Genomic DNA, 25700 nt, shown 5'->3' on the forward strand with positions numbered 1-25700 from the left:
TCCCTTTTCGCTGTGGTTTTTTCTCGGTCCGCTCTTCAGAGTCAAATCATCGATTTGGCTTTTTTTCGTTTTCTCAACACAAACAAGGAGTTGACCACCATGGACTTCATCAAACTGCTGGACCAGATCGACAGCCTCGTCTGGGGCCCCCCCTTACTCATCCTGCTCGTCGGAACCGGCATCTTCCTGACCGTCCGGCTCGGCCTTCTGCAGGTCACCCGCCTGCCTCTGGCGCTCCGGTTGATCTTCACCGCCAAAAATGACGGCGACGGCGATGTGAACAGCTTCGGCGCCCTCTGCACGGCTCTCGCCGCCACTGTCGGAACGGGAAACATCGTCGGTGTGGCCACCGCCATCAAGGCAGGCGGACCAGGCGCCCTCTTCTGGATGTGGGTGGCCGCCTTCTTCGGCATGGCGACGAAATACGCCGAAGGCCTCCTGGCTGTCAAGTACCGTTCCGTCGACGCCAACGGGCAGATCTCCGGCGGTCCCATGTACTACATCGTCAACGGCCTTGGCGCCAAGTACAAACCGCTCGCCGTCATGTTCGCCGCCAGCGGCGTCCTCGTCGCCTTTTTCGGCATCGGCACCTTCCCCCAGGTTAACGCTATCGTCACAGCCACAGAGTCGGGCCTTGGGGTCCCCATTCCGGTCACTGCCGCCGTTATCACCCTGCTTGTGGCGCTGATCACCTTGGGCGGCTTACAAAGCATCGCCAAGGTTTCTGAAAAGATCGTCCCCTTTATGGCCATTTTCTACGTCCTCATCAGCATCGGCGTCCTCGTCGTCTACGCCGACCAACTGCCCCAAGCCATCCAATTGGTCATCAGCAGCGCCTTCACCGGCTCCGCCGCAGCCGGCGGCTTCCTCGGCGCTACGGTGATGATGGCGATCCGCAACGGCGTCGCCCGGGGCGTCTTCTCCAACGAATCGGGCCTCGGCAGCGCGCCCATCGCCGCCGCAGCGGCCAAGACGAAGTGGCCGGCCGAACAGGGCCTCATCTCCATGACAGGCACCTTTATCGACACGATCATCATCTGCACCATGACCGGTCTGGTGCTCATCGTCACCGGCGCATGGTCGGGCGACTTGGCCGGATCGGCCATGACCCAGGCCGCCTTTGCCGCCGGCTTCCCTCTCCACGGCAAGGTCATGCTGACGCTGGGGCTGGCCCTCTTCGCCTTCACCACCATCCTCGGCTGGAACTACTACGGCGAGCGCTGCTGCGAGTACCTCTTCGGCGTCAAGGGGATCATGCCCTACCGGGTCATCTTCATCATCCTCGTCGCCGCCGGCGCCTTCCTGAAGCTCGAAGCCATCTGGCTCCTGGCTGACATCGTCAACGGCCTCATGGCCATTCCCAACCTGATTGCCCTCCTCGGCCTCTCGGGCGTCGTCGTCGCCGAGACGAACCGCTACCTGAATCACCTGCGCGCGCAGGAGAAAGGGCGGGTCGCCCAGGGGCAAGGTTCATTGAAGCAGCGGGTTGCCGAGAAATAGAATCCACTTGTGAAATTAGAACCCAGCAGTGAAATTAGGATCCGGAAGTGAAATAGAATCCAAAAGGTGAAAAGCCAAGTGCCGGCGCTGTTGCGCTGCACTTGGCTTTTTTCTATGGTATAGCGGGCTCGACCTGCGCGCCCGCTCCGCGCCGGTAATTGTCAGGCATGACGCCTTTACGCCGTGATAAAGTTCCAACCGTCGCTGATCGGCACGGCCTGCACTTTTTCAGCCAGAGAAGTCCAGATGATGTAGGTGTCTCCATGGTAGACGACGCCCTGAACATCCACGCCGCTGATGTTCATTAGGCCGTTGCCCTTGTAGGTGAAAGGCGTCTGGAACTCCTGCAGCGCCGTCCACACCACGTAGGTCTCGTTATTGACGACGATGCCGTCCATCCAGGGCTTGCCGTTGAGTTGGACCTTGATGGCCTGATAGCTGACGAAGTTCCATCCGCCGTCGATGGCGACAGCCTCCACGTTTTTGGCAAGGGTGCTCCACAAGAGGTAGGTGTCGCCTCTGTAAACGACGCCTTGCACGTCGACGCCGTCGATGGTCATGACGCCGTTGCCCTTGTACGCATGGGGGGTGTTGAAGGCCTGCAACGCCGTCCACACCACGTAGGTTTCGTCGTTGACGACGAGGCCGTCCGTCCAGGGTTGACCGTTGATCTGCACCTTTATCGCCGCATAAGTCGGCGTCGGATTGCCGCGCAGCGCGTCGAGAGAGACAGCGGCATTCATGTCCACATTGCCTGAGATGCCGTTGACTGCGCCTGAGTCGGTGTACTGCCACATGGTCCACTGCGTCCAGCCGGCAAAGTCGGGCGGCGCTGAAGAGGAGTAGTAGCTGAGCCAGAGGGGGATGTCGGAGAGTCCGCTGATCTGGTACATGTCAAAATACCATTTCCCCGTGTAGAGCAGGACCCTTTTGCCGGTCGCCTCGGCGATGAGGTTGATGAATGTGCGCGCCCAGTCGGCGAGATAGTCGCCGCTCAGGGCGCTGTTTTTCTGCGGCGGCGATTCCAGGTCGAGCACCGGCGCCAGATCGGTGGTGACCGAGTTCAACGCGGCGAGGAAGTTGTTCGCCTCGTCCGCCGCCGTATTATACTCCGGGTGGGCGTAGTGATAGGCGCCCACAGGGATGCCGGCTGCCCGCGCGTTGGTCACATGGGTCTGAAACATCGAGTCCTGTGTTCTCTGTCCCTCGGTGGCCTTGATGTAGGCGAAAGCGACGCCGCTGGCGCTCACCTCTGCCCAGTCGACCTGTTGTTGATAGCTGGAGACATCAATCCCGGTGATGTCTGCATTACAGCGTCCTTGCATGAAGACCCCTCCTTATAACCTTGCAGTGTCTTCCCAGAGCCCGTTCTCTTGGCCCCATTATAAGCAAGGACGCTGTCCCGTTGGTATCTTTTTCATGTCAAGATCAATCGGAAGAAGGTCAAAGCCGCGAAAGGACGGTTACGAAAGGAGGGCATCCTCCGCCCGATCCAAATCGAACCAGAACAGCACGCCGCCTGGCGCGTTTTCGGCGCCGTACCCGTTTTGGTGCATCCGCTGAATCGCCCGGACGACGGAGAGGCCGAGGCCGGTGCCGCCGTAAGCGCGGGTGCGGGCCTTGTCCACTTTGTAGAAACTGGTCCAGATCTGATCGAGCGCCTCCTCGGGGATCCCTTTTCCTGAGTTGAAGAGGGTGACCCGGATCTTGTTTTGACGGGGAAAGACGCGCAGGGTCAATTGGTGGGGAGGGGCGATGTGGTGGATGGCGTTGGTGAGGTAATTGACCAGCACCTGTTCCATCCGCTCCTTGTCAGCGTCAGCGATCAGGCCGGCCTCTCCGTCGACAGACCAGTCGATCTGCCGTTCCCGCAGCAAGGGGGCGAATTTTTCTACGACCGACTCCGCCCAGGCGACGGTATCGAAAGTGCTCCGGTCGAGATGAAACTGGCCTGATTCGATCTGAGAGAGGTCGAGCAGTTCCATGACCAGTTTGTTCATCTTGCGCGACTCGTCCATGATGACGTCACAGTAGTAGTTACGGCTCTCTTCATCATCGGCCACGTTCACTTTCAGGCCTTCCGCGTAGCCCTGGATCAAGGCGATCGGCGTTTTCAGTTCATGGGAGACATTGGAGATGAACTCCTTGCGCATCTCATCGATCTTTCGTTCGCGCTCGATATCGGTCTGCAACTGGGCGTTTCTATCTTGCAGTTCTGTGATGGAACGGCTCAACTGGTCGGAGAGGGAATTGATGCTCTCCGCCAGTTGGCCCAACTCGTCGCGGCTGTCGGCGGTCACTTTTTTCTGAAAATCCAGCTTGGCCATGCGCCGGGCGATGTCGTTCATCTCCAGGATGGGCTGGGTGAACCGCCTGGCATAGAAGAAGACGATGACGTTGCCGAGGAGGAGGGTGATCAGACCCGTAAAGAGGAAAAAACGGTTGGCCACAGCGGCGCTTTCCTGAATGGCCGCCAAGGGAGTGCTGAGGATAAGATAGTATCCGTTCGGGAGTTGGCTGACGGCATTAAGGAATTGGGTATGCAGCCGCGGATCTTCCCGGACTTCCATGAACACCTCGCCTTTTTCCAACTGTTCGCGCCCCGATTCGACGGCCTGTCTGAGCAAGAAAAGCTGCTGGTCTCGCGGCTTTGCCGGACGAAGCGGAGGGAGGGGAGAGGCTGGGCGCTTGTCTGCTTGTTCAGGATCGCCTTCAGGCGGCGGGCCGGGAAAGGTGCTGTACAGGATGTTCATGTTCGCGTCGGTGAGGGTGCTGCTGATCGCTCTGTTGCGTTCCAACCGTTCCATGGCTGTCCACAGATCAGCGGAATCCTCCTGGACCAGCGCCGCCACGATCCGGCTGTGCTCGCGCAGGTCAGCCGTTTTTTTGTGGATGTAGTACCTTCCCAGGCTGGTGTTGACGAGAACGGAGGAAAGCAAAATAAAGAAGAGGATCAGACCGCTCATGGCCAGAAAGAGCCGGAGCTTGATGGAGTGTTTCATGGCTGAACCTCAAAGCGGTAACCGAGGCCCCGCACCGTCTGGATGTGGCGGCCGGCGTCACCGAGCTTCAGGCGCAGTTTTTTGACATGGGTGTCCACGGTCCGGGCGTCGCCGAAGTAGTCGTAATCCCAGACGGCGTTGAGCACCTGTTCTCGGCTGAGGGCTTTGCCGGCGTTTTCGGCCAGGTGCAGGAGGAGGTCAAACTCCTTTGGCGTCAGATCGATGCGCTCCGCCTTGACTGTGACGATGCGGCCGGTCACATCGATGGCGAGGTCGCCGGCGGTGAGGATGTCCTTCTGGTTGTCTTCCAGGCGCCGGAGGAGGGCTTGCACCCGCGCGACCAGGATGCGAGGGCTGAAAGGTTTCGTCACATACTCATCAGCGCCGAGATCGAAGCCGAAGAGTTCATCCACTTCCTCCGCTTTGGCAGTCAGCATGATCACAGGGACACGCGACTGCTTGCGGATTTCCCGGCAAACAGCCCAGCCGTCGTAGCCGGGCATCATCACATCCAGAATGACCAGATCGAAGGGTTCTGAAAAGAACAGTTCCAGCGCTGCTTTGCCGTCTTCAGCCTCTGTGATGAGAAAGCCTTTCTTTTTTAAAAAATCCCCGACCAGCTTGCGCATACGCAGTTCGTCATCAGCGATTAAGATCCGTTTTGCTGCCATGGGGACAACTCCTTTGCGGCCTCCGGCCGGCTGATTTGTCCGCAAGGGAAAGATGCCCCATAAGGCAAGCCCTATGGAGCACCGTTTCCGTTGACGGGTTATTTGCTTATCCGGTTAATTCGACGCGCCGGCCTGGGCGTCCTCTATCACCGGGGCGGGTTGACCGAGAAGCCCCGGTTGGGGCGGGACGGGAGGGAGCGTTTTAAGGAAAGCGTCGGCCTGTTCCTGGGTGATCGTTCCGGCGTCGACGAGCGGCTGCAGCAATTCGGCCGGTTTGTCCATCGGCTGCTTTGCCGTTCCGGGTTGCGGCGGGAAGGTCTTTAGGACGGTTTCAGCCTGTTCTTGCGTGAGCGTGCCGTCGGAGACGAGTTGGTTGATGATCTCCTCATGTTTCGGCCGTTGCCCTTGTTTCGTGGCATCCGGCTTGGGCGGAAGGGCGTTCAGGATCGCATCGGCCTGTTCCTGTGTGAAGGTACCGGCCGTAACCAGTTGGTTCAGGATGGTGTCGAACTGAGGCGGGGCTTTCCGGTCAGGTCTGGCCGGGAGGGCCTTGAAGAATGCGTCGGCCTGTTCCTGCGTGATCGTTCCGTCGTCAACGAATTTCTTGATCAATTCCTGAGGTCCCAAGGGGCGTGTGGGCAGCGCGTTGGTGATGGCGTCCAGTTGGGCCTGGGTGAGCGTACTGTCGCTGACCAGTTGCTGCAGTTGTTCTTCCGGCCGCTGGGGCGGCTTGGGCATGACAGCGGCGATGGCGTCTGCTTGGGCTTGGGTCAGTGTTCCAGCCGCAACCATTTGGCTGAGCGATGATTCCGGTCTCTGTCCTCGCTCGGGGCGGGCCCCCATTTTTCCGGTCGAACCGGGAACGCCGAAGCCGGAGCCGCCGGACCCAGGTCCGCCGAGAGGACCGCGGTGCAACCTGCCGCCGCCGGTCGCGTCTGCGGAGGCGCCAAAGGGAGCGCGGGGGGAGGGGGCGCCGCCAGAAACCTGCGAGAGGTCGGCCGCATAGGCCGTACCGACGGAGAGCAACAGGGCGCCTCCGGCGATCAAGCCAAACACCTTTTTCGATAACACTTGAGACTTCATGGTCATTCTCCTTTCATTCATCCCTGTTATTCGTATCGGTGGCGTGATTTGATGGTCTTATTGTACAGCGCCTTTGTGTCCGAACTGTGAACGGCAGGTGAACGTTTCTGAATGAAAGGTTTTGCTACGAACAGATGGAAAAAAGATATGACCTTTGTATTCTCGATCATCCAGACAGGAATAAATGGCATGGATGTCAAATAAATGGAACAAAAATGGAAGAGGTGTTGTCTATGAGGGTACTGTCGGGTATAGGGCAAAAGACGCTGTCCCTGCTGCTGATCCTGCTGCTTTTGTTCGGGATCACCGCCCCTGCCGGAGCTGTGGAACCGAAAAAAGCGCTGCAGGATTACTTCGTAGAGAGCCTGACCAAAGATTCGGGTGATGTTGCCACTGCAAAGGGACAGATTCGATTCGAGGAAATATCCTTTACGTTCAAAACGAATGCGCCAAGGGATCCCTTCAATGAAGCCTTTTCCCAGCATTTAAACGGAGCCGTGCTGGATTATGACCTGGGATTCGATATGAAAAACCGGATGGCTTACGTTTCCCTGTCCTTTTCGAACCGCCTAGTCAAACTTCCCCTTAATGTTTACATAATGCCGGACCAAATCGTCGTCGATCTTGATTCCGTAAGAAAACTGGCGGCTCAGATCGATCCGAAGGATGCGGCCCGGATTCCGGCCGACAAAAAGTATCTTGTCTCCTCACCCAAGGATAAAAAGGAAATGGACGATTTCTGGAATAACCTGGTCAAGGCGCAGAAACAGTCTACACCTGATGCCAAGTCACGGGAAGCCGTCATTGATATGATCGGCCTGTTTATCCGCGCCTTGCCGGACCAGACAGTCAGGGAGTTTGAAAATCAGGCCGTAGGGATACGTCTTGGTCACAACGATTTGGTGCCCTACCTGTCTTCCCTGATCAAGATCGTGGCAGAGAATCCGGACAAAATGGAAAAGTTGGACAAAGCGCTGATGGAACGGTCATCTCTACCCCAGAAACAGGCAGCAAAACCGAAACTCCCTGATCCGGCTGAAATTAAGAAAAAGCTCGAAGAGTTTCGCTCGGAATTGGATCGCTCCTTTCACCTTCATGAGTACACCCTCATCAAGGGACCGAGGAAAGGAAACAGCTTCCGCAGCCTCAACCGGATAGACATAGAGATGTTCGATATTGACAAGAAGGGAATGACAGGCCGGTTCCAAATCGAACTGGAAAACTGGGATACCTACGATCAACCGCTTGACCATGCATTCCCCTCGTTGACCAACTCGAACCAAATCCCCTTCGAGGAATTTGACCGGCGCATGAAGGCGCAGAAGGCTCCGGAAAAGGCTCCGAAAAAGGCTACGCAGCAAACTACGCAAAAGGCTGCTCGCCCATAAGTGTGTAAAAAAGAAACCTGCAGCAAACGGTTTCCATCGTTTGCTGCAGGCTCTTTTTCAGGTTCTCACAGATAAACTTATAGCCCTCTCCGGCTCAGCGGACTGACGAGCGCGTCGGAGTCATCATCATTGCTTCTCGTCGGATAGCCGTGCTTTTTCCGCAGGTAGCTGATCTCCTGGAGCCCGCAGCCCTCTGAATCACAGTCGACACATTCCAGGCAGTGGGTGAAGTCAAATCCGGCCGTGAAGGGGCAGACGGCGATGCAGTTGGCGCAACTGTGACCGTTTTCCTGCCAGAAGCGCAGGCAGGCTTCCGCGTCGATGGTCCACTTTTCCACGCCGGGGTTGTTATTGGCGCAGGCGACCTCGAAGGACGGTTCTCCGGCGCTGATCGACTTCGACGGGCAATGATCCACACAGGCCAGACAGTTGCGGCAAAAACGGGCGATGCCGAAATCGACGGGAGAATCGGCGAGGAGGGGCATATTCGTCAACACCTTGCACAGTCGCACGTTGGAACCAAACTCCGGCGTGATCAGCAAACCGTGCCGGCCCAGTTCGCCGAGCCCGGCGTCGATGGCCAGGGGGATGCTCAACGCCGTGTCGTTCATACAGGGGATGGCCGTATAACCGAGGGAGCGGATGAACTCCGCAAGCGATACAGCGGAGATAGCCATGCGTGAATAACCCAGCGAGGCGGCGGTGCTACTGGCTGCGGCCGGGGAGGCTTCGATCAACTCCTGGTTCATCGCCACGGCGATCACGATGGCCGTCTGCACGGAGGCGGGGATGACGAAGCGGTCCCTTTCTTCGGAAGGGTCGTCGGCATTCTCGAAGACGAAAGGCTTCTCCAGGTCCTCTGCGTAGACCCACTTCGAATCCAGCCGGGCCACCCCCACCAGGTCGGCGCCGTACAGGCGCGCCTGCGCCTTCACGATTCGCGTCATGTCGCCGGCGCCGGCCTCCCATTTCCTGTGACGGAGCGGTTCGGGAACGAAGAGGGGGTTCCAGGCTAAAAAACGGCTGTTCGGAAAACCGTAGGAGCCCAGGATCAGATTGAGCGCGTTCGCGCCCAGGTCGGCGGCGTAGTCCAGCCGGCTGTTTCCCGGGACATCGCTGTAGATGTTTGCCATCATGTTGGCAAACATCTTTTCCGTAAAGTGCAGGATGCCCTTCTTGCCTGTGTCTTGCATGCCCACGGTGACAAAGGCCTGGTTTTCCACAGAAAAACGCCGGTAACGGCTTTCGTCGATGCGGTGAGCGGGGTCTTTGCGGTGATGGCGCTCTCTTGGAATCATGCCTGTTCCCCCTCGACGAAGAAGTCTGTCTGACGCAAAGGACGATTCAATATACTTCAATACTTCGACAAAAATAACAAACTCCTGCTTGTTCTGAAGGGGAATTTGCACATAGGGTTCCGGCAGACTGCAAAGGAACAAAAAAACCCCGGGGTGATACACCCCAGGGGTTTTTTGAAGTAACCTGCGATTGCTGCTGGGACGGCAACGGCCTCCAATCCTAGCGAAGGGGTTCGAGGGAGTGCCGGTTAGGCCATCAGCATGACCGACGTGGACTTAATGATGGCGACGGCTTCAGAGCCGACCTTCAGTCCTAGTTCCATGAGGGCATCCTTGGAAATCATCGAGGTGATCTGGTTTCCGCCGCCGATGTCCAATACAACCTCGGCCATGACCTGACCTTCCTTGACTTCGATAACCGTGCCCTTCAATTGGTTTCTGGCGGTGATTTTCATAGCGGATCCTCCTTTGTTAAATTAATCAATGTCATATTTAGTCAAAAACTACAAATGTCCTCCTGGAATAGGGAAAGATCCGACAAATCTTTTTTATTGGCCTACCACGGTGAAACCGTATTTTTCAAAGACCACTTTTGCGGCAGGCCCTTGCAGGTATGTCAGGAACTCCCCGGCGGCCTTGGCGTTCTTGCTCTCTTTCAACACTGCGCCCGGGTAGAGGACCGGCGAATGGGAACCCTCTGGCGCCCGGGTGACGATCTTGACCTTGTCGGAGATCTTGGCGTCCGTCTCATAGACGACGCCGGCTTCCGTATTGCCGGTTTCCACATAGGTCAGCACCTGACGGACGTCTTTGGCAAAAACCATCTTGTCTTGCACGGCGTCAGCCAGGTTCAGTTTTGTCAGCACCTCCTGGGCGTACTTGCCGGCGGGCACGCTCTTCGGTTCCCCGATAGCCAGTTTTTTCACTTTATCTCCCGCCAGATCAGAGAAGCCAGTGATGGAGGAGTCCTTGGGGGTCACCAGAACCACCTTGTTTTCCAGCAGGTTTTTGCGGGTGGCTGTGTCGATGAGATTCTTGGCTTGCAGATCGTCCATCTGCTTGGGCGCTGCGGAGATGAAGATGTCCGCCGGCGCGCCTTGCTCGATCTGTTGCTGCAGGGAACCGGATGCGCCAAAGTTGTAGGTGATGGCGGTGTTCGCCTTTTCCTTGGCATAGAGATCCTTGACTTCTGTCAAGGCATCCTTCAGGCTGGCCGCAGCGGAGACGGTTAGATTGACGGGCGCAGCGGTCTCTTTGGCCGGCGGCGGGGAACCGCACCCCGATAGCAGGGTTGCTGTCAAAAATAAAAGCAGTGATAAACGGGATAACCATTTTCCATGTTTCAAGTCAAGCGCCTCCTTTGCTTTCATTGGGGTCATGATGCCGTCTTTCGGGACAACCATTCTGGAAGGAGAGAGAATCACAACCTCCTTTCAAAAAAAACTTTCATGATCCGTCAAGTTGCAGGCGATGATGAAAAATGGCTATTTCATAAAAAAAATCTCAATGGGGTGGCCAAGTGTGACCGCCATCTCCCCATTGAGATTTGCTTTATCCTATGAAATAGAGTGACCAAAAAAAGAACCCTTCTATCAATAGATGACGTAAGGCATCATTACTGAAAAGGAGTTCTCGTCGTCGAGACAGCACTTGAGATGACCGAATTGGCGTTGCTCTCATAGCCAATATAAACAGTAAAACAAGCGCTGTCAATGCTTTTATATATTGTTTTGTCAAGTTTTATCGTGTATGATTTGGTTAATCCTTCATATCTCAGCGACGAGCTCGCCGAGCCCTTCCAGGTCATAGCCACCCATCCCTTGCAGTTCCGCCCGAAACTCGGAAGAACGGATGATCTCCAAGAGGCTCTGAAAAAGCGGCTTGACGAAATCCTCTTTCTTGACGACGAGATGGTACTCTTCCTTGTGCAGGGGGACAAAGTCAACCTGGGCCACCTGTCGCGCCGCCCGTTCGGTGCCCAAACCATAATCGGCCTCGTCCCTGGCGATGGCGCTGGCGACAGAGAGATGGGAGAAAACCTCTTTCCGGTATCCTGGAATCCTGTGGCTCTCGATGTCCAACTGCCGGAGCTTCTCGTCGAGGAACACCCGGGTTCCACAGCCCCGTTCCCGGTTGATATAGCGGATATCGGACCGGGTGAAGGCTTGCCAGTCGAGAATGTTTTTCGGGTTTCCTTGCGCCACGTAGAAGCCTTGCATCCGACGGACCAGCCGGATGATCACCGTGGGGATGCCCGGGATCAGCCGCCGGACATAGGGGATGTTGTACTGGCCCGAATCACCGTCCCAGAGATGGGCCGACGCCATGTGGGCCGTCCCCTGGTACAAGGCCAACAAGCCGTTAAAGCTGCCCACATGAGAACGAAAGATGGGTGTCCCTCGCGGATGCCGTTCCAGGTGGTTGGCCAGGATGTCGAGCAGGGGATCCTGACCGCAGAGCACCAATCCCGGCAGAGGCGGCGACCATTCATCCCCTGCGGAGGACAGGGTCGCCGCGGCGGACACGGGCGCAGCGACGGAACCCCCCGGCGCACCGGATGAACCGGACGGAGCGATGAAAGTCGAAGCCGCCGTTGTTCCCTCTGTTGCCGCCGTCATCAGACTGTCAGGCGACTCGGCTGCCTGTCCCTTTCGCATATACTTGTCGACGGCGTCAGAGAGCACCCGAAGTTTACGCCCTACCCGGTAAGCCGGCAGATCCCCCCGTTTGATCATCTCGTAGACGGTGTTTTTCTTGATGCGCAGTCGTTCGGCCACTTCCTCCGGGGTCAGTGACGTATCCTCCGGCACGATGGTTTCCTCCCCAGTCATTCCGATTCTTTGTTGTTGGCAATCATTTTACCATGAACCATGGTTTATATATAGAGCCGGCGTATGGCTCGTCCGGTGATGAAGATTCTCAAAGGCGAGACGCCCTTCCTTCCCTAGTGGGTATGGAGGGTAGGGAAGCCTTTGAGAATTTTTTATTTTCACCACCATCATGATTAAAGGAGGAAGACAAGATGAAGAAAGCGGGAACAGGGGGAACACAGGGAACAGGGGAAACACCGAAAACACCGGGACCATGGAGAAAATGGGCGCGTGGGGCGGTTTTGCTCGCCTTGACCGGGGTGCTGCTGAGCGGCTGCGGCGGACAGGGAAGCAGGGGCGCCACAGCGCAGAGCACCCCTATGCAGAGCCCTCCTGCGGAGACGAAACCGGCGCCTTCCGGGCAACCCTTGTTTGCTTATGTGGGGGCCGGGCTGAAAGAGCCGGTGACGGGACTGGCGGCGCTGTATGAGGCGCAGACCGGCATCAAGGTCGAATTGACCTTCAACAATTCCGGCGCCCTGCTCAGCCAGGCGGAAACGGCTAAAAAAGGCGATATCTATATGCCGGGAGGCAAGCCTTTTGTAGAAACGGCCCAGAAGAAAGGGATCATTGAAAAGGTGGTCGGACCGGTGGCCTACCACGTGCCGGCGATCATCACCCCGAAAGGCAACCCGGCCGGGATTAAGGATGTGCGCGATCTCGCCCGGCCCGGCCTAAAACTGGTGCTTCCCGACAAAGAGGCCACGGCGATCGGAAAAAACGCCTTTAAAACCTTTGCACAACTCGGCATCAGCGCAGCGGTGGAAAAGAACATCCTGGCGTCCGTAGAAACGATGCCCAAGGTGCCCGCCATGATCGCCATGGGGCAGGGGGATGCCGGCATCGCCGAATACAGCAGCATTGCCCATGATCAGGACAGGTTGGAGGTGATCGAGATCGACCCCGCCGTCAACGTGATCGATGAGATCCCTTGCGCGTCATTGACCTTCTCCAACCAGAAGGAAAGAGCGCAAGACTTTCTGGAATTCGTGCAGAAGGAAGGACCGGGGGTCTTCAAAAAGTTCGGATTTAAAGTTCCCCAGCCGTAACAAAAAAGAAGCCAGGGACATCGCAGACGGCGAGCCCTGGCTTCTTGCTAAAGAATTGGCTTATACAGGGGTAATCCGGACACCGATATCGACCGGCTTGCCGAAGTAGACCCATGTCGTGGAGATGACGTCGACGCCTGCCTTCGCATAATCCTCCACGTTCTGTTCGTTGATGCCGCCGGTGCCGATCATCGTCACCTTCGGGTTGACGGACCGGATGGCGGTTGCCATCGCCGCCAGTTCCGCAGGCGGCACTTTATCAAACTGGAGGCCGTCCACGCCGGCATGGCAAAGCCGCAGCGCCTGCTCCAGATCAGCGACCTCGACGATGATCTTTTTTTCGCTCGCCCGGGCGCGAAGCGCTTCCATCTGCGCCAGCAGGCCCTCCAAGCCGCCGATGAAGTTCAGATGCTGGGCAAAAATCAACACCGTTTCCGAGAGTCCCAGGCGGTGCGGAAATCCGCCGCCGGCGATGACGGCCTGGATGGCCAGTTCCTTTGTGCCGGGGAAGATTTTCCGCGTCGTCACGATCTGGATGCGAAGGTTGATCGCTTTCGCCTTCTCGACCAGCCTTCGCGTCCGGGTGGCGATGCCGGAACTGTATTCGAGGATGTTCTGGCATACCTTCCAGGCCATGTGCAGGCGGCTTGCCGGCCCGCGCGCCTCGAGAAAGACCTCTCCCGGCGTCACTTCTGTTCCGGAAGCGGCCTGAGCGCTGACCTCAATCCCCAACTTCGTCATGAGGCGTTGCGCTGCTTCCGTGCCGGCGATCACCGCCTTTTCCCGGGAAGTAAACCGCATGATCCCCTGTTGCCCGTCGATCCCTAAAACCATGGATGTCAAGTCGATGTAGGGGACATCCTCCTTCAGCAGTCGCTCGATCGCCTCGTCGGTCATGTACACCATACTGAAACCCTCCGTTTCCATCACCGATATTACTATTGCTTTTTCCAAAAGCAAAAGCCCCGCCAGCGGGGCTTTATTGCGCCGGTAGCCCGGGGTCCTCTGCGGCGGCAAAAAGCCGTTCAGGATCCAGATGAACCCACCAGGGAAAGGGACGGTCTTTGAGCCGATTCCAAGACGCTTCTGAAAGGTGCATCGACAGTTGGGGCCGCCCTGCGAAGGAGCGCACACCGGCCAAGTCGTCAGCGCTGCTTTGGCGGCTCTTCGGCGGAACATCTTCGACGGCCTGCATCCATTCGAGATGCACCGTTTTTCCTTCCGTCGTATCGATCACCTGGCCCAATCGGCAGGGAAAGGTATTGACGCCGCCCGGTCCGTCGACGATCCTCAGGTGCCGGGCCCGGATCCCCACGTAGGCCGTCGAGGACGGGGGCGAGAAAGGCAGATGGAGGGTGCAGCCCCAATCAAGGGCCTCGATTTGATCCGTTTGATGAGGCGATAGGATGCGGGCGCGTGACAGGTTCTTGCACCCTGTCAGGCGCGCCGCCGTGACCGTCGGCGGAGACTGAAATATATCGGCTTTCGAGCCGAAAGCGGAAATACGCCCTTTCGAGAGCACGAGCAGGCTCTCGCAGACCCGGTAGGCCTCGTCCAGGTTGTGGGTGACGAAGAGGGTTGCCCCCCGGTAATCGGACAGGGTCTTGAGCAGTTCGCTTTCCATCTGGCTGCGCAGGTGGTTGTCCAGGGCGGAAAAGGGTTCATCCAACAGCAGCGCATCGGGATCGACTGACAAAGCGCGGGCTAAGGCCACGCGCTGTTGCTGGCCGCCCGACAGTTGACCGGGGAAGCGATCCTCCAACCCCTCCAGTTGGAACTGGAGGATTTTTTCTTCCAGCCGCCGGCGCCGCTCTTCCACAGCGAGGTCGAGATACTGCAAGCCGAAGAGGATGTTCTCAGCGACCGTCATATGGGGAAAGACGGCGTAATCTTGAAACAAAAAACCGACCTTGCGCATGCGGCTGGGCAGATTGATCCCCTTTTCCGCGTCAAAGAGCACCCGGCCGTTCAGGGTGATGCGCCCCCGATCCGGCGTCTCGATGCCGGCGATGCAGCGCAGGATCATCGTTTTTCCGGAACCGGAGGCCCCCAGCAGACCGAGCGCCTCTCCGGCAGTGGCAAAGCTTACTTGGAGAGAGAAGCCGGGAAATCGCTTTTCGATATCGACCGATAGCTCCATCGCAACCGCCCCTTTGTCTGGATGCGGGCTGTCAGCGCCGTCTGAATCTTGTTCCACTCGTTGATCAGCAGGATGACGCCCAGCGAGATAGTGACGATAATACCGACCCAGAGGAAGGCGCGATCCATATCGCCGCCCTCGGCGGCGAAGAAGATGGCCACAGGGATTGTCTGTGTCGTCCCCGGGATATTGCCGGCCAGCATGAGCGTAGCGCCGAACTCGCCCAGCGCGCGGGCGAAGGAGAGGATGACGCCGGCGACGATGCCCGGCCAGGCCAGGGGAACGGTGATGCGCCAGAAGACGGTCCACTCATCGGCGCCGAGGGTCCGGGCGGCGTGCAGGTAATTGGGATTCACCTGTTCAAAAGCGCCGCGGGCCGTCTTGTACATGAGCGGGAAGGCGACCGTCGTCGCTGCGATCACCGTGGCCGTCCAGGAGAAGATGATCGACGTGCCCATCTGGTGCAGGAATTGCCCGACGGGGCCGTTCTTCCCGAAGAGCAAGAGCAGGAAAAAACCGACCACCGTCGGCGGCAGCACCAGCGGCAGGGTCAGCAGGCCATCGATCAGGTTCTTTCCTCTTCCCTTATAGGCAGCCATCCAGCGGGCGACGGCGATGCCGAGGAAAAAGGTGATCACCGTGGAGACCGTCGCTGTTTTTAATGAGATCCAGATGGGCGCCATGTCGATGGCCATGTCCAATCCCCCTACACAATGACCCGTTTCACATTCGCGGAGATAAACAAAAACGACGAGGTTCAAGTTTCTGTACAGTTTGAACAGAAACGACGAATCTCGCCGTCGAGCGCTGGATGAAAAAAACCGATAAGACGATGTGTTAATGAAATCTTAAGGGAAAAAAGGCTCCCTGTCAAGCACAGAAAAGGATTGACAATGCCATCATGGCTCATTATCATGAACGCATAACCGTGTTATGTGTGTTCTTGTTGTGTTTTGTTTGGTTTTATTTTAAAAGGACTCCGGCGATATCAGCGGAACGAACTCAATGGCGAGGAGCGCGGCGAAAAGCGCCCTCTCGCCATTGTTTTTTTATGTGGATGGAAAACAAGGAGGATGGGCTAATGGATCGTTCCTTTCAGTGGGTCTTTATCGCGATGACGGGATTCATGGCCGCCGTTTTCGGGGTGCTCCTGCTGCATGCATCGCCTGGGCAATTCCGTGATGTCATCGGCAACCCCGAATTTCAGTTTGCCGCCATCTTCACGGTGGCGACAACGGTCATCGCCACCGGCGCCGCCGTGCTGGTCGCCATACCCTGCGGATACGCGCTGGCCAGGCAGTCTTTTCCCGGCAAGGCCTTCTTGGATACCCTGCTCGATCTCCCCATCGTGATGCCCCCGCTGGTGTCCGGCGTCGCCCTGTTGCTTCTCTTCGGCCCTGTGCTGGGCGATGGCTTGTCCCGGATGGGGCTGGATATCGTTTTTTCCGCCCGGGGTGTCGCGGTAGCCCAGTGGTTCATCGCGACACCCTTCGCCATCAAGACCTTCAGCCATGCCTTTTCCGCCATCGACCCCCGCTATGAGAAGGTCGCCCGCACCCTCGGCCACACGTCATGGCAGACCTTTTGGCGGGTCACTCTCCCGATGGCGCGAAAAGGCATCCTCGGCGGCATCGCTATGACCTGGGCGAGGAGCCTGGGCGAGTTCGGCGCCACAGCCATGCTGGCCGGTGTGACCAGGATGAAGACAGAGACCCTTTCCGCCGCCGTCTATTTGAGCATGTCCATCGGCGATCTTCCCTTTGCCCTCACCACCGCGGTGGTGCTCTGGATCGTCGCCCTCACCGTGCTGGTGGTGTTTCGGACTGTGACAGGAACGGTGATCCGCACGTAACAGATGGGGAATTTGCGTAAGAAAAATCGTTTTGAAAAGGGGGAGCTAACGTTGAACCATACAGAGACGGAGTCGGCCCTATTGGAGGCGAAAAACCTGTCCCTGTCAGCGGGAGATTTTTGTCTGAGCGATATCTCATTTCAGTTGAAACCACAGGGTTATCTCGTTATTGTGGGGCCCACAGGTTGTGGCAAGACGATGCTTTTAGAAACCATCGCCGGTATCCGCAACATCGACAGCGGGTCGCTTTACTTTAATGGAATCGATATTTCCGCCACCCCACCGGAGGAGCGGCGGTTCGGCCTCGCTTACCAGGACAGCCTGCTCTACCCCTTTTTATCGGTTCGCGAGAACATACTCTTCGGTGTTCGCAAGGGAGAACAGTTAGAGGGCGAGAGCGCGAAAAAAAGGATGGAAGAACTGGCCGAATCGATGGGAATCAGTCACCTGTTGGAACGCTTTCCCCAGCACCTCAGCGGCGGAGAACGGCAGCGGGTTTCCCTGGCGCGGGCTTTGATGAGTGACCCGGCCCTGTTGTTGCTCGATGAACCCTTGTCAGCGCTGGATCCCCGGACGCGCGACATGATGCAGGAATTGCTTCGCCGCGTTCACCAGGAAAAAGGGATCCCGGTGATCCATGTGACCCACGATTTTGAGGAAGCGATCCGCATGGGCGATCAGATGTTGCTGATGCGGGAGGGGAAAATCGAGCAGGCGGGAGCGCCGATGGACCTCTATGCCAAACCACAGTCTGCCTATGCGGCCCGGTTTTTGGGTGTGGACAACATGATTCCGGCGATACCCGACAGGCAGGACGGGCCGATTGTCTTTTGCCGGTGTCAGGACGGGGAGTTTGCAGCTGAATGGCATGAGAATCGTTTTCTCGGCGGGGAAAAGGCGGAGAACGGCGAACATGGGCACAGGCAAGGGGGCTGGTTATGCGTCCGTGCGGAACAACTGCAGATGGCGTCCCCTTTTTCGAATGAGAGCCCTGAAGCATTCAGCAGACCCATGAATCGCTGGTTATCGGTTGTTGAACAGGTGGAGATGGAGGGCGCCCATGTCGTTGTCTACTGCCGGAGCAAGGATGCCTGGCGGGTCCGCCTGTCCTCGCGAGAGTGGCAGCAACGACCCGTATCGCCAGGAGAACTGGTCGCATTGACCGTTGCGGTGGACCACACGTGGTATGTCTGTTGAGGATAGATGCGACTGCCCTGATAGAAAAGCAAGAATGCACAAATAATTTGTCGAAAACGAAAAAGGAAAAAAAGCGGTCTTTGTCTAAGTTCTAAAAAGCACTACCCCAAGGCGATTCAATGTTTTGATTGCTGTTCCGCTATCATTGCAAGAATGAAGGGGAAAAGGATATGGCGCTACACCAGACCGGCGAAAGCGAAATCGCCTATGGCCTAAAAGACCTAATCGATCTTGATTTCCTGCAGCGATTCCAGGACAGTTTTTCCAAGGCCATGGGCATGGCCAGTCTCACCGTCGATGACAAGGGGCCGGTGACAGCGCCCAGCAACTTTACCACCTTCTGTATGGACCTGACGCGCAATACGCCGGAAGGGGCGCGCCGCTGCAACGAATGCGACCTTAAGGGGGGCAAGGAGGCGGCTCGCACAGGCCGGCCGGCCATCTATTACTGCCATGGGGGACTGATGGACTTTGCCGCACCCATCGTCGTGGAAGGGCGGCAGATAGGGTCTATGCTGGGCGGTCAGGTGTTGCCGCAGCCGCCCGATGAGGCGAAGTTTCGACGGCTGGCGGCTGAACTGGGCATAGACCCGGAGATCTATGTCGCCGCTGTCAGAAAGATTCGCGTTGTGCCCGAAGAGAGCATCCGCGCCGCTGCGGAGTTGCTCTATATCGTGGCCAATGCCTTGTCTGCCATCGGGTACCAGAAGCTTCAGGTGATGAAACGGGTCGAGGAATTTGAGGAGATGGCGGTCACCATCCGGGACGACGCCGATCTCTTGTATCAGAAGGTGGAAGAAGTCGATTCCCAGGTGGGGAATCTGACCATGACGACGGACAAGCTAAAAACGGCCACGGAGACCTCGCTGAAGAAGGTCAAAGAAACCGATGAAATCCTGCGCTTTATTCGCAGCGTCGCCGACAAGACCAAGCTGCTCGGACTAAACGCCTCCATTGAGGCGGCGCGGGCCGGTGAAGCGGGTCGAGGTTTTAACGTCGTTGCCAAGGAGGTCGGGAGCCTGGCGAGTGTATCCATCGAATCGGCTGGCAAGATCGACAAGACCCTTCGCAGCATCCAGGTGGGGATGAGCGACATCGAGGAAGGGGTGCGGCAGACCGGCGGCGTTGTCGATGCTCACCAGGCTAAGATGAAGGAGATTCGCCAAAAGATCGACCAGTTCAAGGAACTGGCCAAAGAGTTGCAGGAGCTAACCCTGGAACTGCGGGAGAAGGTAAAAATGTAAACGCCCGGTCAATGAGGGAGCGCGAACAGACAGCAACAATAATCGCATATATAAACGAATGAAGGAAAAGCGGGTTGTCCCTTATGAGGAGACACCCGCTTTTCCTTGATCAAGAGAGCCCTTTGATAGGAATAACTTACACCTTTTTCGGAACAAAGGTTTCGCAGGCCGTATCGTCGGAGATGCTGGTCATGTGATCGGCCACACGGGAGCGGACCTTGATCGTCGACGCCTGGCAGATTTCACTGCTATTGTAGTGGCATTCCTCAACGTTACATCTGATGTGCGACAAAACGCTCACCTCCTCCGACGGTAGCATACCCCTGCCGGCGCCCTTTATTCGAGCGATTTGCCTATAGCCGCAATGCGCATCGCCATTTCCAATATGGCCTCGGCCGCTCACAATGGCCGATTGCCCGTCTGTCTATAGGCGCTTTGCCTCCTTGCCCCAGGGCGTCCCTTTTTTGCGGTCATTGATCAACCAGCCGGCGATCAAGACAATAGCGGTGATGGCAGCGGCGACAAAGGTATCGTTCAGCAAAAAAGACGACGCGCCCAGTTCCTGCAGACTTGAAAGCAGGACCGGATCGTGGATCAGCATCTTGCCGGCTGTCCAACCCAAGATGCCTGCGCCTGCATAGAGGATGATGGCATAACGGTCGATCAGGGCGAGGAAGAGGCGGCTGCCATACACGACGAGGGGGATGCTGACGAGCAGGCCGAACCAGAGCAAGCCCGGTTTGCCATGGGACACGCCGGCTACGGCAACGACGTTGTCGAGCGACATGACGGCGTCGGCTACAACGATCGTCTTGACGGCCTGCCACAAGCGGTTGGGGGCGTCCACAGCGTTGTGATCGTTCTCCTGCACGAGCAGCTTGACGGCGATCCAGACCAGAAGCAAGGCGCCGGCGGCTTGCAAGAGCGGGACTTTTAATAGGTAGATGATAGCCGCGCCCAGGATCATGCGTAGCCCGATGGCGCCGGCCGTTCCCCAGACGATACCCTTGGTCCGCAGTTCTTTGGGCAGGTTCCGGCAGGCCATGGCGATCAGGATGGCGTTGTCGCCACTCAGGATCAGATCGATAAGGATGATGCTCCCGACAGACAGCCAGAAGGCTGGGTCGGAAAAATCACTTAGATGAATTCCGCTGATGCTCCCTAGGAACTCCAACTTGCGCACTCCCTTTATCTATATCTGTCTTATGTAAAAAGACCTTTGATCCAAAGTAACCACTTTGAATCAAAGGTCTTGCTGGTCTTAGAACCCTGTGGGCCAGGCTGGTGAGCCGGTTGTTGACCCGTCAGCAGTGAGCTACTCCCCTTTGATAACCTATTCGTCTTTGGCGAGGGTACAACCATAGTTTGAGTATAATGGATAATTTGTCCGGCTGCAAGAGACATCCCTATTGTCACGCGAATGCCCGCATATTTGGCTTTGTTAAAACGTATTCGGATATAGGCCTAAAAATGGCAAAAGACTGTCTTCCAGGGAGGGTTTGTGATGGCAATGACGCCTTGCGGTCGAGGGCATTATTATGACCCGGCGAAACACAGTTCCTGCCCCCATTGTGGTGTGCGCAGCCTCGATATCAACTTTACCCAGCCGAAGCAAGCGGAGGGGTATGTTCCCGAGCGGACGATGCCTTTGCAACCGGGATCGGCTGCCGCGCCCGGCCAGGCGGGGAATCCCCAGCGGGGAACTGAGGGAGAACGAACCGTTGGGATTTACCGCAAAAAAATGGGATTCGACCCCGTGGTGGGCTGGCTCGTCTGCATCGAAGGCAACGACCGGGGACGGGACTACCGCATTCACAGTGAAAAAAACTTCATCGGCCGTTCGGAGCGAATGGATATCCACATTTCCGGAGACGACACCATCTCGCGGGAAAATCATGCCGCCGTCAGCTTCAACCCGAAAAAAGGGACCTTCCGCTTCCATGCCGGCGACGGCAAGGGGCTTGTTTATGTCAATGGGGAACAGGTCGACACATCGGTGGAATTGTCTGCTTATGACATTATCGAAATGGGTCAGACGCGGCTCGTCTTTATGCCCTTTTGCGGGGAGCGGTTTCAATGGGAGTCGTAAAGGGCGGCCATTTATCTCTACGCATGCTGGCATCACTGCTGGTTGCCGGCCTTCTGTGCGGCGGCCTCTTCTGCCCCGCCGGCTCCGCTGCAGCGGGTGAAGCGAGCGCCTTGCGGATCAGCCAGACATCGGTACACTATCCGGAAATCAAGGCATATCTTCATGTTTTAGATGGAGAGGGACAACCGGCCGACGCCGTTCAGGCGGGCCAACTGAACGCCACCATCGGGACCGCCCGGACGCCGGTGACGGGGCTGCAGCCCTTCGCAGAGTCCGGTGAAGGTGTGGCGTACATAATGCTCGTCGATATCTCCAAGTCGATCCGGCTTGCCCAGTTTAAAGCGATGCAGGAGGCCATGCTCAACTGGGTGGAGTCCCTGGCGGACCGTGACCGGATGGCTATCGTCACCTTTGGCGCCGATGTCAAAGTGCCCCAGGACTACACCTCCGACAAGGCCGTGCTGAAAGAGGCGGTGACAGCCCTCGCCCCTGTAGACGATCACACGCAACTCCACCTGGGATTGGTGCGGGCGACAGAGATGGGACGGCGGACCGATCCCGGCCTGCCTGACCGGCGTGTCATCATCACCCTATCTGACGGCGAGGAGAGTTTCGCCGGCGGGGTGACCAAAGAGGAAGTTCTCGAAAGAATCCGTTCCGATCGGCTGCCCATTTACGCCCTGGGCTTTTTCGCGCCGCCACTCACGGAGACGAAACAGCAGCACCTCAATAAACTCGGAGAATTCGCCCGTTCCTCAGGGGGCGCTCTGTTCCAGACGGGAACAGTGTCACTGCCGGAGAGTTACGAACAGGTCAGACAGCAGGTTCGGAACGTGCTGGTGGCTCGCCTGGACGGGCAGCAGTGTCCCGCTGACGGACGACTCTACCGGCTCCAGATGAACCTCGCAGCGGGAACAAGACAGTTGACCGACGGGGCAGAATTGCGCCTTTATCCTGCGGTGTTGCCCTCAGATGAGGGAGAGAAAAAACCAGTTCCCATTTCTCCCGGCGGGGACGATGGGAGTAAGAACCATTCGATGTCTCCCGCCATCATGGCTGGCGGTTTGCTCTTACTCATCGCGGCGACTGCCGGGTTGTTGATGATGAGGAAAAAAAGCGGCATCGAGGCTGCAGGTTCTGGCGCGGGATTAGACACCCGATCCGTTGCCGGAACGGTCGCCGCACCAGACCATACGGAGGCGCGCGAGGCCTTTGCGGAGCCGCGCAATGTCGCGACTGAGGGGCTTTTGGAACCTGAGGCCTATCAGATCGCAACCCCGGCAGCGCCGAAAGGGATAACCCTTCGCTTCACCCTCATGGATCGCATGGACCCTACACCCCACTATGAGCGAAATTTGGTCGACCGCATCGTCATTGGGAAAAGGACGGAGTGGTGTGATCTGGTGATCGATGGAGACGAAGGGATCGACAAACGTCATTGCGAGCTCCTCCTTGAAGACGACATCGTCATCATCAACGATCTCGGAACAGGCGGGCGCACATGGGTTAACGGGGTGCCGATCTCAGAAAGACACCGCCTGTACAGCGGCGATCTGATTCTTCTGGGAAGGACGGAACTGCGTATCGGCTTTTCCTGAGGTTGGCGGCATAAAAAGTGGATGGGACGATGAGCAGGCGCGGGGGGGATTATATGAGGCTTATTCCCGGAAGCGATCAACACATCGGGGAGCGGGAAGAGCAACAGGATGCCTTTGGCTTTTCCAACCTGGAGGACCGTGAACTAGCGAAGCGGGTTGGCGTCATGGTCGTCGTGGCCGACGGAATGGGGGGGCTGGTCATGGGCGGCGAGGCCAGCCAAGCCGCGGCAGAGACCATGCTACGTGAATATGCGGGCAAGGATCAGCGCGAAACTGTCGGCGATGCCCTTCGCCGTGCCCTGGAGAAGGCCAATGGCGCCGTGTGGGAGACGGCCCGGAGGGCGGGTCAGGAAGGCCGTGCCGGCAGCACCCTGGTCGCTGCTGTCGTCTTCCAAGACCACTTGCACTGGATTTCTGTTGGCGACAGTCGGCTTTACCTGTACCGGAAGGGGCAGGTGGCTCGCCTCACCGATGATCATGTCTATGGTAGGACCCTGGAAAGGGAGGTGCGCGAGGGGAAACTCTCCGCCCAGGAGGCCCGCGATCACCCGGAACGCCATCACTTGACGAGCTACCTGGGCCTCCCAAGGCTAGAGGAAGTCGATGCCAACGCGCGGCCCTTTCCGTTGCAGCCGGGAGACCGCATCATCCTCTGCAGCGACGGTCTTTACGGCAGCCTGACGGAAAAGGAGATGGCCGAAGAACTGGATGGCGAGCCTGGCCAGGCGTCAGAGTCGCTGATCCGCAAAGCCCTGGTGAAAGAACGTCCTCACCAGGATAATCTGACGGTGGCGATTTTGGCCTGTGAACCTGAACGACTAACAGCCCAAGCTAGGCCGTTGCCGGAAAAAGGCGGGCAAGCTCGACTGAACACGACACAGCGGAACTTCGAAAAAAAGGGATGGCCCGGGTGGATGGTCACCCTCATCGTATCTATTGTCGTCTTCTGCTTCACCGCCGGTGCGCTGGCCGGTCTGTACTGGCCCAAGTTTTTTGGCAACGCCGCGGTGGAAAAGGCTGTAGAGCAGCAATCAGGCGAGAACGGAAAGGAAAGCACCGAAGAGGCAAAGGTGAAGGAACAGCAATGGCAAGACCCATCTTCAAACCGATTGTCCGATACCCCTGCTCGCCCGGAAATAGATCCAAAAGCGCAACCACCTGCCAGTCAAAGTCCCGAAAGCCGGCAACCAGGTCCGGATCCTGGCGCAGAAAAATTGGAGCGACTCAAACCTGATTTGAGTAAAAACGGAAATAACCTCTATGACAAGGATTTAAAAACAAAACCTCCTCTTCCTTCAACAGGCGACACATCTGGCAACAAAACAATAGAAAGAAGGTGAGGTCCCATGCTGTGTTGTTCTCATGTTACCGCGCGTCCCCGGCTAGTTGCCGTGTTGATGACCGCCCTGCTCACCCTGTTGGCGCTAGCGATCAAGGTACCCCTTTCAGAAGCGGCAGATGTCGAACAGATGAAAGCAAGCACTGTCTTTGTCCTCTGCACAAAGGCCAATGGTCAGCAGGGTAACGGCTCAGGTTTCGTCGTCGGCGGGGGAAAATTCGTGGTCACCAATGCCCACGTGGTCAACGGCTTTACCAGTCAGGGCGATTCCATCGATATCGTCTTGGAGAAAGATCGGACGGTGCGCGCCCATGTGCTGGTGGCCAATGTGGCCCACAAAGACCTGGCTGTGCTGGAGCTAACGAAGGAGATCAACCGGCCATCCGTCACCTTTGCTCCCGGTGATACCGTCAAATCGGGCGATAAAGTGCTGGCTATGGGCTTTCCTGCGGCAGCGACAAGCGGCATCGGCAATATTGAGAGCCTGCTAGAAGTCCGCCTCAGCGACGGGATCATCAGCGGCAAGGATGTCGACACGGAGGGCATCAAGCGGTTCTCCATCACAGCGCCCCTGAATCCCGGCAACTCCGGCGGCCCCTTGTTCAATGAGCGGGGACATGTGATCGGTGTCAATGTGCAAAAGTCGTTGACGAACGCCGTTGTTGTCAGCCCGGACGGTTCTACAGTGGGCACGCAACGGGTGCCCCTTGGCGAAGGGATCGCCTGGGCGATTCAAGCGGATGAGTTAATGGTGCTGCTGGATCGCTTGAACATTCCGTACCCAAAAGCCAAATCTCCAAGTGAACCAGAAGTAGTTCCTGTGCAGCCGGGACCTGATAAATCTCAAGAGCCAACGAACTCAAAGTACGCCATCTTCGCCGGTATTATCGCCCTCATCATCCTCATCGCCGTCGCCCTTTACATGCACCAGAAAAAATCGTCAATGCAGCGCCCCTCCGTTCCACCGGTTCCCCCCGTCCCTCCCGGGTCGTCGCCGTACGGCGTCCCTCCTGCCGGGCATCCGGCGCCGGTGATGCCGACAGCGCCGAGAGGGAGACCGATCCTGCGTGGAATCACCGGCGAGTACGCCGGCAGCGTGCTGGAACTGCGCGAGGGGACGCTGACCATGGGGCGCGACCCGAAGACATGCCAGTTGGTCTTTTCCCCGGAGTCGAAAGACGTGGGACGGATGCATTGCACCGTCCGTTATGAGAACGCCAACCAGAACTTCCTGCTTGAAGACGCCAACTCTGTCAACGGCACCTTTCTGATCTCCGGTGAACGCCTGGTTCCCAGAGAGCCGCGCCGCCTTCGCTCGGGCGATCGTTTTTACCTGAGCACGCAGAAAAACCTCTTTGAAGTCCGTTTGGAGTAAAGACC

The 25700-nt window shown here is 57.5% G+C and carries 23 protein-coding genes; 10 read left to right on the top strand and 13 right to left on the bottom strand.

Features of this window, described 5'->3' with window-relative positions:
* Positions 1–99: 99 nt before the first annotated feature.
* A complete protein-coding gene (locus tag GTO91_RS08775) occupies positions 100–1500 on the top strand; it encodes an alanine/glycine:cation symporter family protein (RefSeq protein WP_161257933.1) in 1401 nt (466 codons plus the stop codon).
* Positions 1501–1676: 176 nt separating this feature from the next.
* On the opposite strand, the gene GTO91_RS08780 is transcribed toward GTO91_RS08775, so the two are convergent.
* The 4 genes from GTO91_RS08780 to GTO91_RS08795 all read right to left on the bottom strand — a co-directional run bounded on the left by GTO91_RS08780 (position 1677) and on the right by GTO91_RS08795 (position 6256).
* Positions 1677–2825: a glycoside hydrolase family 25 protein gene (locus GTO91_RS08780; RefSeq protein WP_161257934.1), complete on the bottom strand. Its 1149-nt coding sequence runs from the start codon at positions 2823–2825 to the stop codon at positions 1677–1679.
* Positions 2826–2963: 138 nt separating this feature from the next.
* Positions 2964–4502, bottom strand: coding sequence for a sensor histidine kinase (locus GTO91_RS08785; RefSeq protein WP_161257936.1), 1539 nt, complete (start codon positions 4500–4502; stop codon positions 2964–2966).
* The gene (locus GTO91_RS08790; RefSeq protein WP_161257938.1) at positions 4499–5173 is read right to left on the bottom strand and encodes a response regulator transcription factor; all 675 of its coding nucleotides are present in this window, start codon (positions 5171–5173) and stop codon (positions 4499–4501) included. The genes GTO91_RS08785 and GTO91_RS08790 overlap by 4 nt, the downstream gene beginning before the upstream one ends.
* Positions 5174–5287: 114 nt before the next feature.
* Entirely contained in the window at positions 5288–6256 is a 969-nt protein-coding gene (locus GTO91_RS08795) for a hypothetical protein (protein ID WP_161257940.1), read from the bottom strand.
* 134 nt (positions 6257–6390) lie between these two features.
* On the opposite strand from GTO91_RS08795, the gene GTO91_RS08800 reads away from it, so the two are divergent.
* On the top strand, positions 6391–7644 hold the full coding sequence (locus GTO91_RS08800; protein WP_161257942.1) for a hypothetical protein: 1254 nt from the start codon (positions 6391–6393) through the stop codon (positions 7642–7644).
* A 77-nt stretch (positions 7645–7721) separates the two neighbouring features.
* On the opposite strand, the gene GTO91_RS08805 is transcribed toward GTO91_RS08800, so the two are convergent.
* From GTO91_RS08805 to GTO91_RS08820, 4 genes are all read right to left on the bottom strand, one after another.
* Positions 7722–8942 (bottom strand): reductive dehalogenase, encoded by a 1221-nt coding sequence (locus tag GTO91_RS08805; RefSeq protein ID WP_161257944.1) that lies wholly within the window; start codon positions 8940–8942, stop codon positions 7722–7724.
* A gap of 248 nt (positions 8943–9190) precedes the next feature.
* Entirely contained in the window at positions 9191–9397 is a 207-nt protein-coding gene (locus GTO91_RS08810; RefSeq protein ID WP_161257946.1) for a TOBE domain-containing protein, read from the bottom strand.
* 93 nt (positions 9398–9490) lie between these two features.
* Positions 9491–10288 (bottom strand): molybdate ABC transporter substrate-binding protein, encoded by a 798-nt coding sequence (gene modA, locus GTO91_RS08815; protein ID WP_235919368.1) that lies wholly within the window; start codon positions 10286–10288, stop codon positions 9491–9493.
* Positions 10289–10708: 420 nt separating this feature from the next.
* Complete coding sequence (locus tag GTO91_RS08820) at positions 10709–11752, bottom strand: helix-turn-helix transcriptional regulator (RefSeq protein ID WP_328793764.1); 1044 nt, start codon at positions 11750–11752, stop codon at positions 10709–10711.
* 212 nt (positions 11753–11964) lie between these two features.
* Here GTO91_RS08820 and GTO91_RS08825 point away from each other — a divergent pair, with 212 nt between their 5' ends.
* The gene (locus GTO91_RS08825; RefSeq protein WP_235919376.1) at positions 11965–12861 is read left to right on the top strand and encodes a substrate-binding domain-containing protein; all 897 of its coding nucleotides are present in this window, start codon (positions 11965–11967) and stop codon (positions 12859–12861) included.
* Between the two features lie 60 nt (positions 12862–12921).
* Here the strand turns inward: GTO91_RS08825 and modD are convergent, their stop codons facing one another.
* The 3 genes from modD to modB form a co-directional block, all read right to left on the bottom strand.
* Entirely contained in the window at positions 12922–13767 is an 846-nt protein-coding gene (gene modD / locus GTO91_RS08830; RefSeq protein ID WP_161257950.1) for a ModD protein, read from the bottom strand.
* Positions 13768–13840: 73 nt separating this feature from the next.
* Entirely contained in the window at positions 13841–15001 is a 1161-nt protein-coding gene (locus tag GTO91_RS08835) for a sulfate/molybdate ABC transporter ATP-binding protein (protein WP_161257952.1), read from the bottom strand.
* Positions 14947–15696, bottom strand: a complete 750-nt coding sequence (modB, locus tag GTO91_RS08840; protein ID WP_170294163.1) for a molybdate ABC transporter permease subunit — start codon at positions 15694–15696, stop codon at positions 14947–14949. Before modB ends, GTO91_RS08835 begins: the two co-directional genes overlap by 55 nt.
* Before the next feature lie 386 nt (positions 15697–16082).
* Here modB and GTO91_RS08845 point away from each other — a divergent pair, with 386 nt between their 5' ends.
* From GTO91_RS08845 to GTO91_RS08855, 3 genes are all read left to right on the top strand, one after another.
* Positions 16083–16853 carry an ABC transporter permease gene (locus tag GTO91_RS08845; protein WP_235919379.1) on the top strand — a complete coding sequence of 257 codons (771 nt, stop codon included), beginning with the start codon at positions 16083–16085 and terminating at the stop codon, positions 16851–16853.
* 51 nt (positions 16854–16904) lie between these two features.
* Positions 16905–18050 (top strand): ABC transporter ATP-binding protein, encoded by a 1146-nt coding sequence (locus GTO91_RS08850; protein WP_161257958.1) that lies wholly within the window; start codon positions 16905–16907, stop codon positions 18048–18050.
* A 170-nt stretch (positions 18051–18220) separates the two neighbouring features.
* Complete coding sequence (locus GTO91_RS08855; RefSeq protein WP_161257961.1) at positions 18221–19294, top strand: PocR ligand-binding domain-containing protein; 1074 nt, start codon at positions 18221–18223, stop codon at positions 19292–19294.
* Positions 19295–19430: 136 nt separating this feature from the next.
* On the opposite strand, the gene GTO91_RS08860 is transcribed toward GTO91_RS08855, so the two are convergent.
* Together GTO91_RS08860 and GTO91_RS08865 are read right to left on the bottom strand one after the other, a co-directional pair.
* Positions 19431–19586 carry a DUF1540 domain-containing protein gene (locus GTO91_RS08860; protein ID WP_161257964.1) on the bottom strand — a complete coding sequence of 52 codons (156 nt, stop codon included), beginning with the start codon at positions 19584–19586 and terminating at the stop codon, positions 19431–19433.
* 132 nt (positions 19587–19718) lie between these two features.
* Positions 19719–20468 (bottom strand): TerC family protein, encoded by a 750-nt coding sequence (locus GTO91_RS08865; protein WP_235919381.1) that lies wholly within the window; start codon positions 20466–20468, stop codon positions 19719–19721.
* Positions 20469–20798: 330 nt separating this feature from the next.
* On the opposite strand from GTO91_RS08865, the gene GTO91_RS08870 reads away from it, so the two are divergent.
* From GTO91_RS08870 to GTO91_RS08885, 4 genes are read left to right on the top strand one after another with little or no spacing between them, the layout of a single operon-like run.
* Positions 20799–21383: an FHA domain-containing protein gene (locus GTO91_RS08870; protein WP_161257967.1), complete on the top strand. Its 585-nt coding sequence runs from the start codon at positions 20799–20801 to the stop codon at positions 21381–21383.
* The gene (locus GTO91_RS08875; RefSeq protein ID WP_161257970.1) at positions 21371–22981 is read left to right on the top strand and encodes a VWA domain-containing protein; all 1611 of its coding nucleotides are present in this window, start codon (positions 21371–21373) and stop codon (positions 22979–22981) included. The genes GTO91_RS08870 and GTO91_RS08875 overlap by 13 nt, the downstream gene beginning before the upstream one ends.
* A 53-nt stretch (positions 22982–23034) precedes the next feature.
* Complete coding sequence (locus tag GTO91_RS08880; RefSeq protein WP_161257973.1) at positions 23035–24321, top strand: PP2C family protein-serine/threonine phosphatase; 1287 nt, start codon at positions 23035–23037, stop codon at positions 24319–24321.
* 6 nt (positions 24322–24327) lie between these two features.
* The gene (locus tag GTO91_RS08885; protein ID WP_161257976.1) at positions 24328–25695 is read left to right on the top strand and encodes a trypsin-like peptidase domain-containing protein; all 1368 of its coding nucleotides are present in this window, start codon (positions 24328–24330) and stop codon (positions 25693–25695) included.
* Positions 25696–25700 lie beyond the last annotated feature (5 nt).

It is taken from the genome of Heliomicrobium undosum (assembly GCF_009877425.1).
GTDB classification, from domain to species: Bacteria; Bacillota; Desulfitobacteriia; order Heliobacteriales; family Heliobacteriaceae; genus Heliomicrobium; species Heliomicrobium undosum.

What these genes read in the sequence shown, in the direction of transcription:
- GTO91_RS08810 (WP_161257946.1), bottom strand. Translation starts at nt 9,397, where the DNA reads ATGAAAATCACCGCCAGAAACCAATTGAAGGGCACGGTTATCGAAGTC.
- GTO91_RS08845 (WP_235919379.1), top strand. Translation starts at nt 16,083, where the DNA reads ATGGATCGTTCCTTTCAGTGGGTCTTTATCGCGATGACGGGATTCATG.
- GTO91_RS08790 (WP_161257938.1), bottom strand. Translation starts at nt 5,173, where the DNA reads ATGGCAGCAAAACGGATCTTAATCGCTGATGACGAACTGCGTATGCGC.
- GTO91_RS08800 (WP_161257942.1), top strand. Translation starts at nt 6,391, where the DNA reads ATGGAAAAAAGATATGACCTTTGTATTCTCGATCATCCAGACAGGAAT.
- GTO91_RS08885 (WP_161257976.1), top strand. Translation starts at nt 24,328, where the DNA reads ATGCTGTGTTGTTCTCATGTTACCGCGCGTCCCCGGCTAGTTGCCGTG.
- GTO91_RS08835 (WP_161257952.1), bottom strand. Translation starts at nt 15,001, where the DNA reads ATGGAGCTATCGGTCGATATCGAAAAGCGATTTCCCGGCTTCTCTCTC.
- GTO91_RS08785 (WP_161257936.1), bottom strand. Translation starts at nt 4,502, where the DNA reads ATGAAACACTCCATCAAGCTCCGGCTCTTTCTGGCCATGAGCGGTCTG.
- GTO91_RS08805 (WP_161257944.1), bottom strand. Translation starts at nt 8,942, where the DNA reads ATGATTCCAAGAGAGCGCCATCACCGCAAAGACCCCGCTCACCGCATC.
- GTO91_RS08825 (WP_235919376.1), top strand. Translation starts at nt 11,965, where the DNA reads ATGAAGAAAGCGGGAACAGGGGGAACACAGGGAACAGGGGAAACACCG.
- GTO91_RS08795 (WP_161257940.1), bottom strand. Translation starts at nt 6,256, where the DNA reads ATGAAGTCTCAAGTGTTATCGAAAAAGGTGTTTGGCTTGATCGCCGGA.
- GTO91_RS08875 (WP_161257970.1), top strand. Translation starts at nt 21,371, where the DNA reads ATGGGAGTCGTAAAGGGCGGCCATTTATCTCTACGCATGCTGGCATCA.
- GTO91_RS08870 (WP_161257967.1), top strand. Translation starts at nt 20,799, where the DNA reads ATGGCAATGACGCCTTGCGGTCGAGGGCATTATTATGACCCGGCGAAA.
- GTO91_RS08780 (WP_161257934.1), bottom strand. Translation starts at nt 2,825, where the DNA reads ATGCAAGGACGCTGTAATGCAGACATCACCGGGATTGATGTCTCCAGC.
- modB (WP_170294163.1), bottom strand. Translation starts at nt 15,696, where the DNA reads ATGGCCATCGACATGGCGCCCATCTGGATCTCATTAAAAACAGCGACG.
- GTO91_RS08880 (WP_161257973.1), top strand. Translation starts at nt 23,035, where the DNA reads ATGAGGCTTATTCCCGGAAGCGATCAACACATCGGGGAGCGGGAAGAG.
- modD (WP_161257950.1), bottom strand. Translation starts at nt 13,767, where the DNA reads ATGGTGTACATGACCGACGAGGCGATCGAGCGACTGCTGAAGGAGGAT.
- GTO91_RS08855 (WP_161257961.1), top strand. Translation starts at nt 18,221, where the DNA reads ATGGCGCTACACCAGACCGGCGAAAGCGAAATCGCCTATGGCCTAAAA.
- GTO91_RS08775 (WP_161257933.1), top strand. Translation starts at nt 100, where the DNA reads ATGGACTTCATCAAACTGCTGGACCAGATCGACAGCCTCGTCTGGGGC.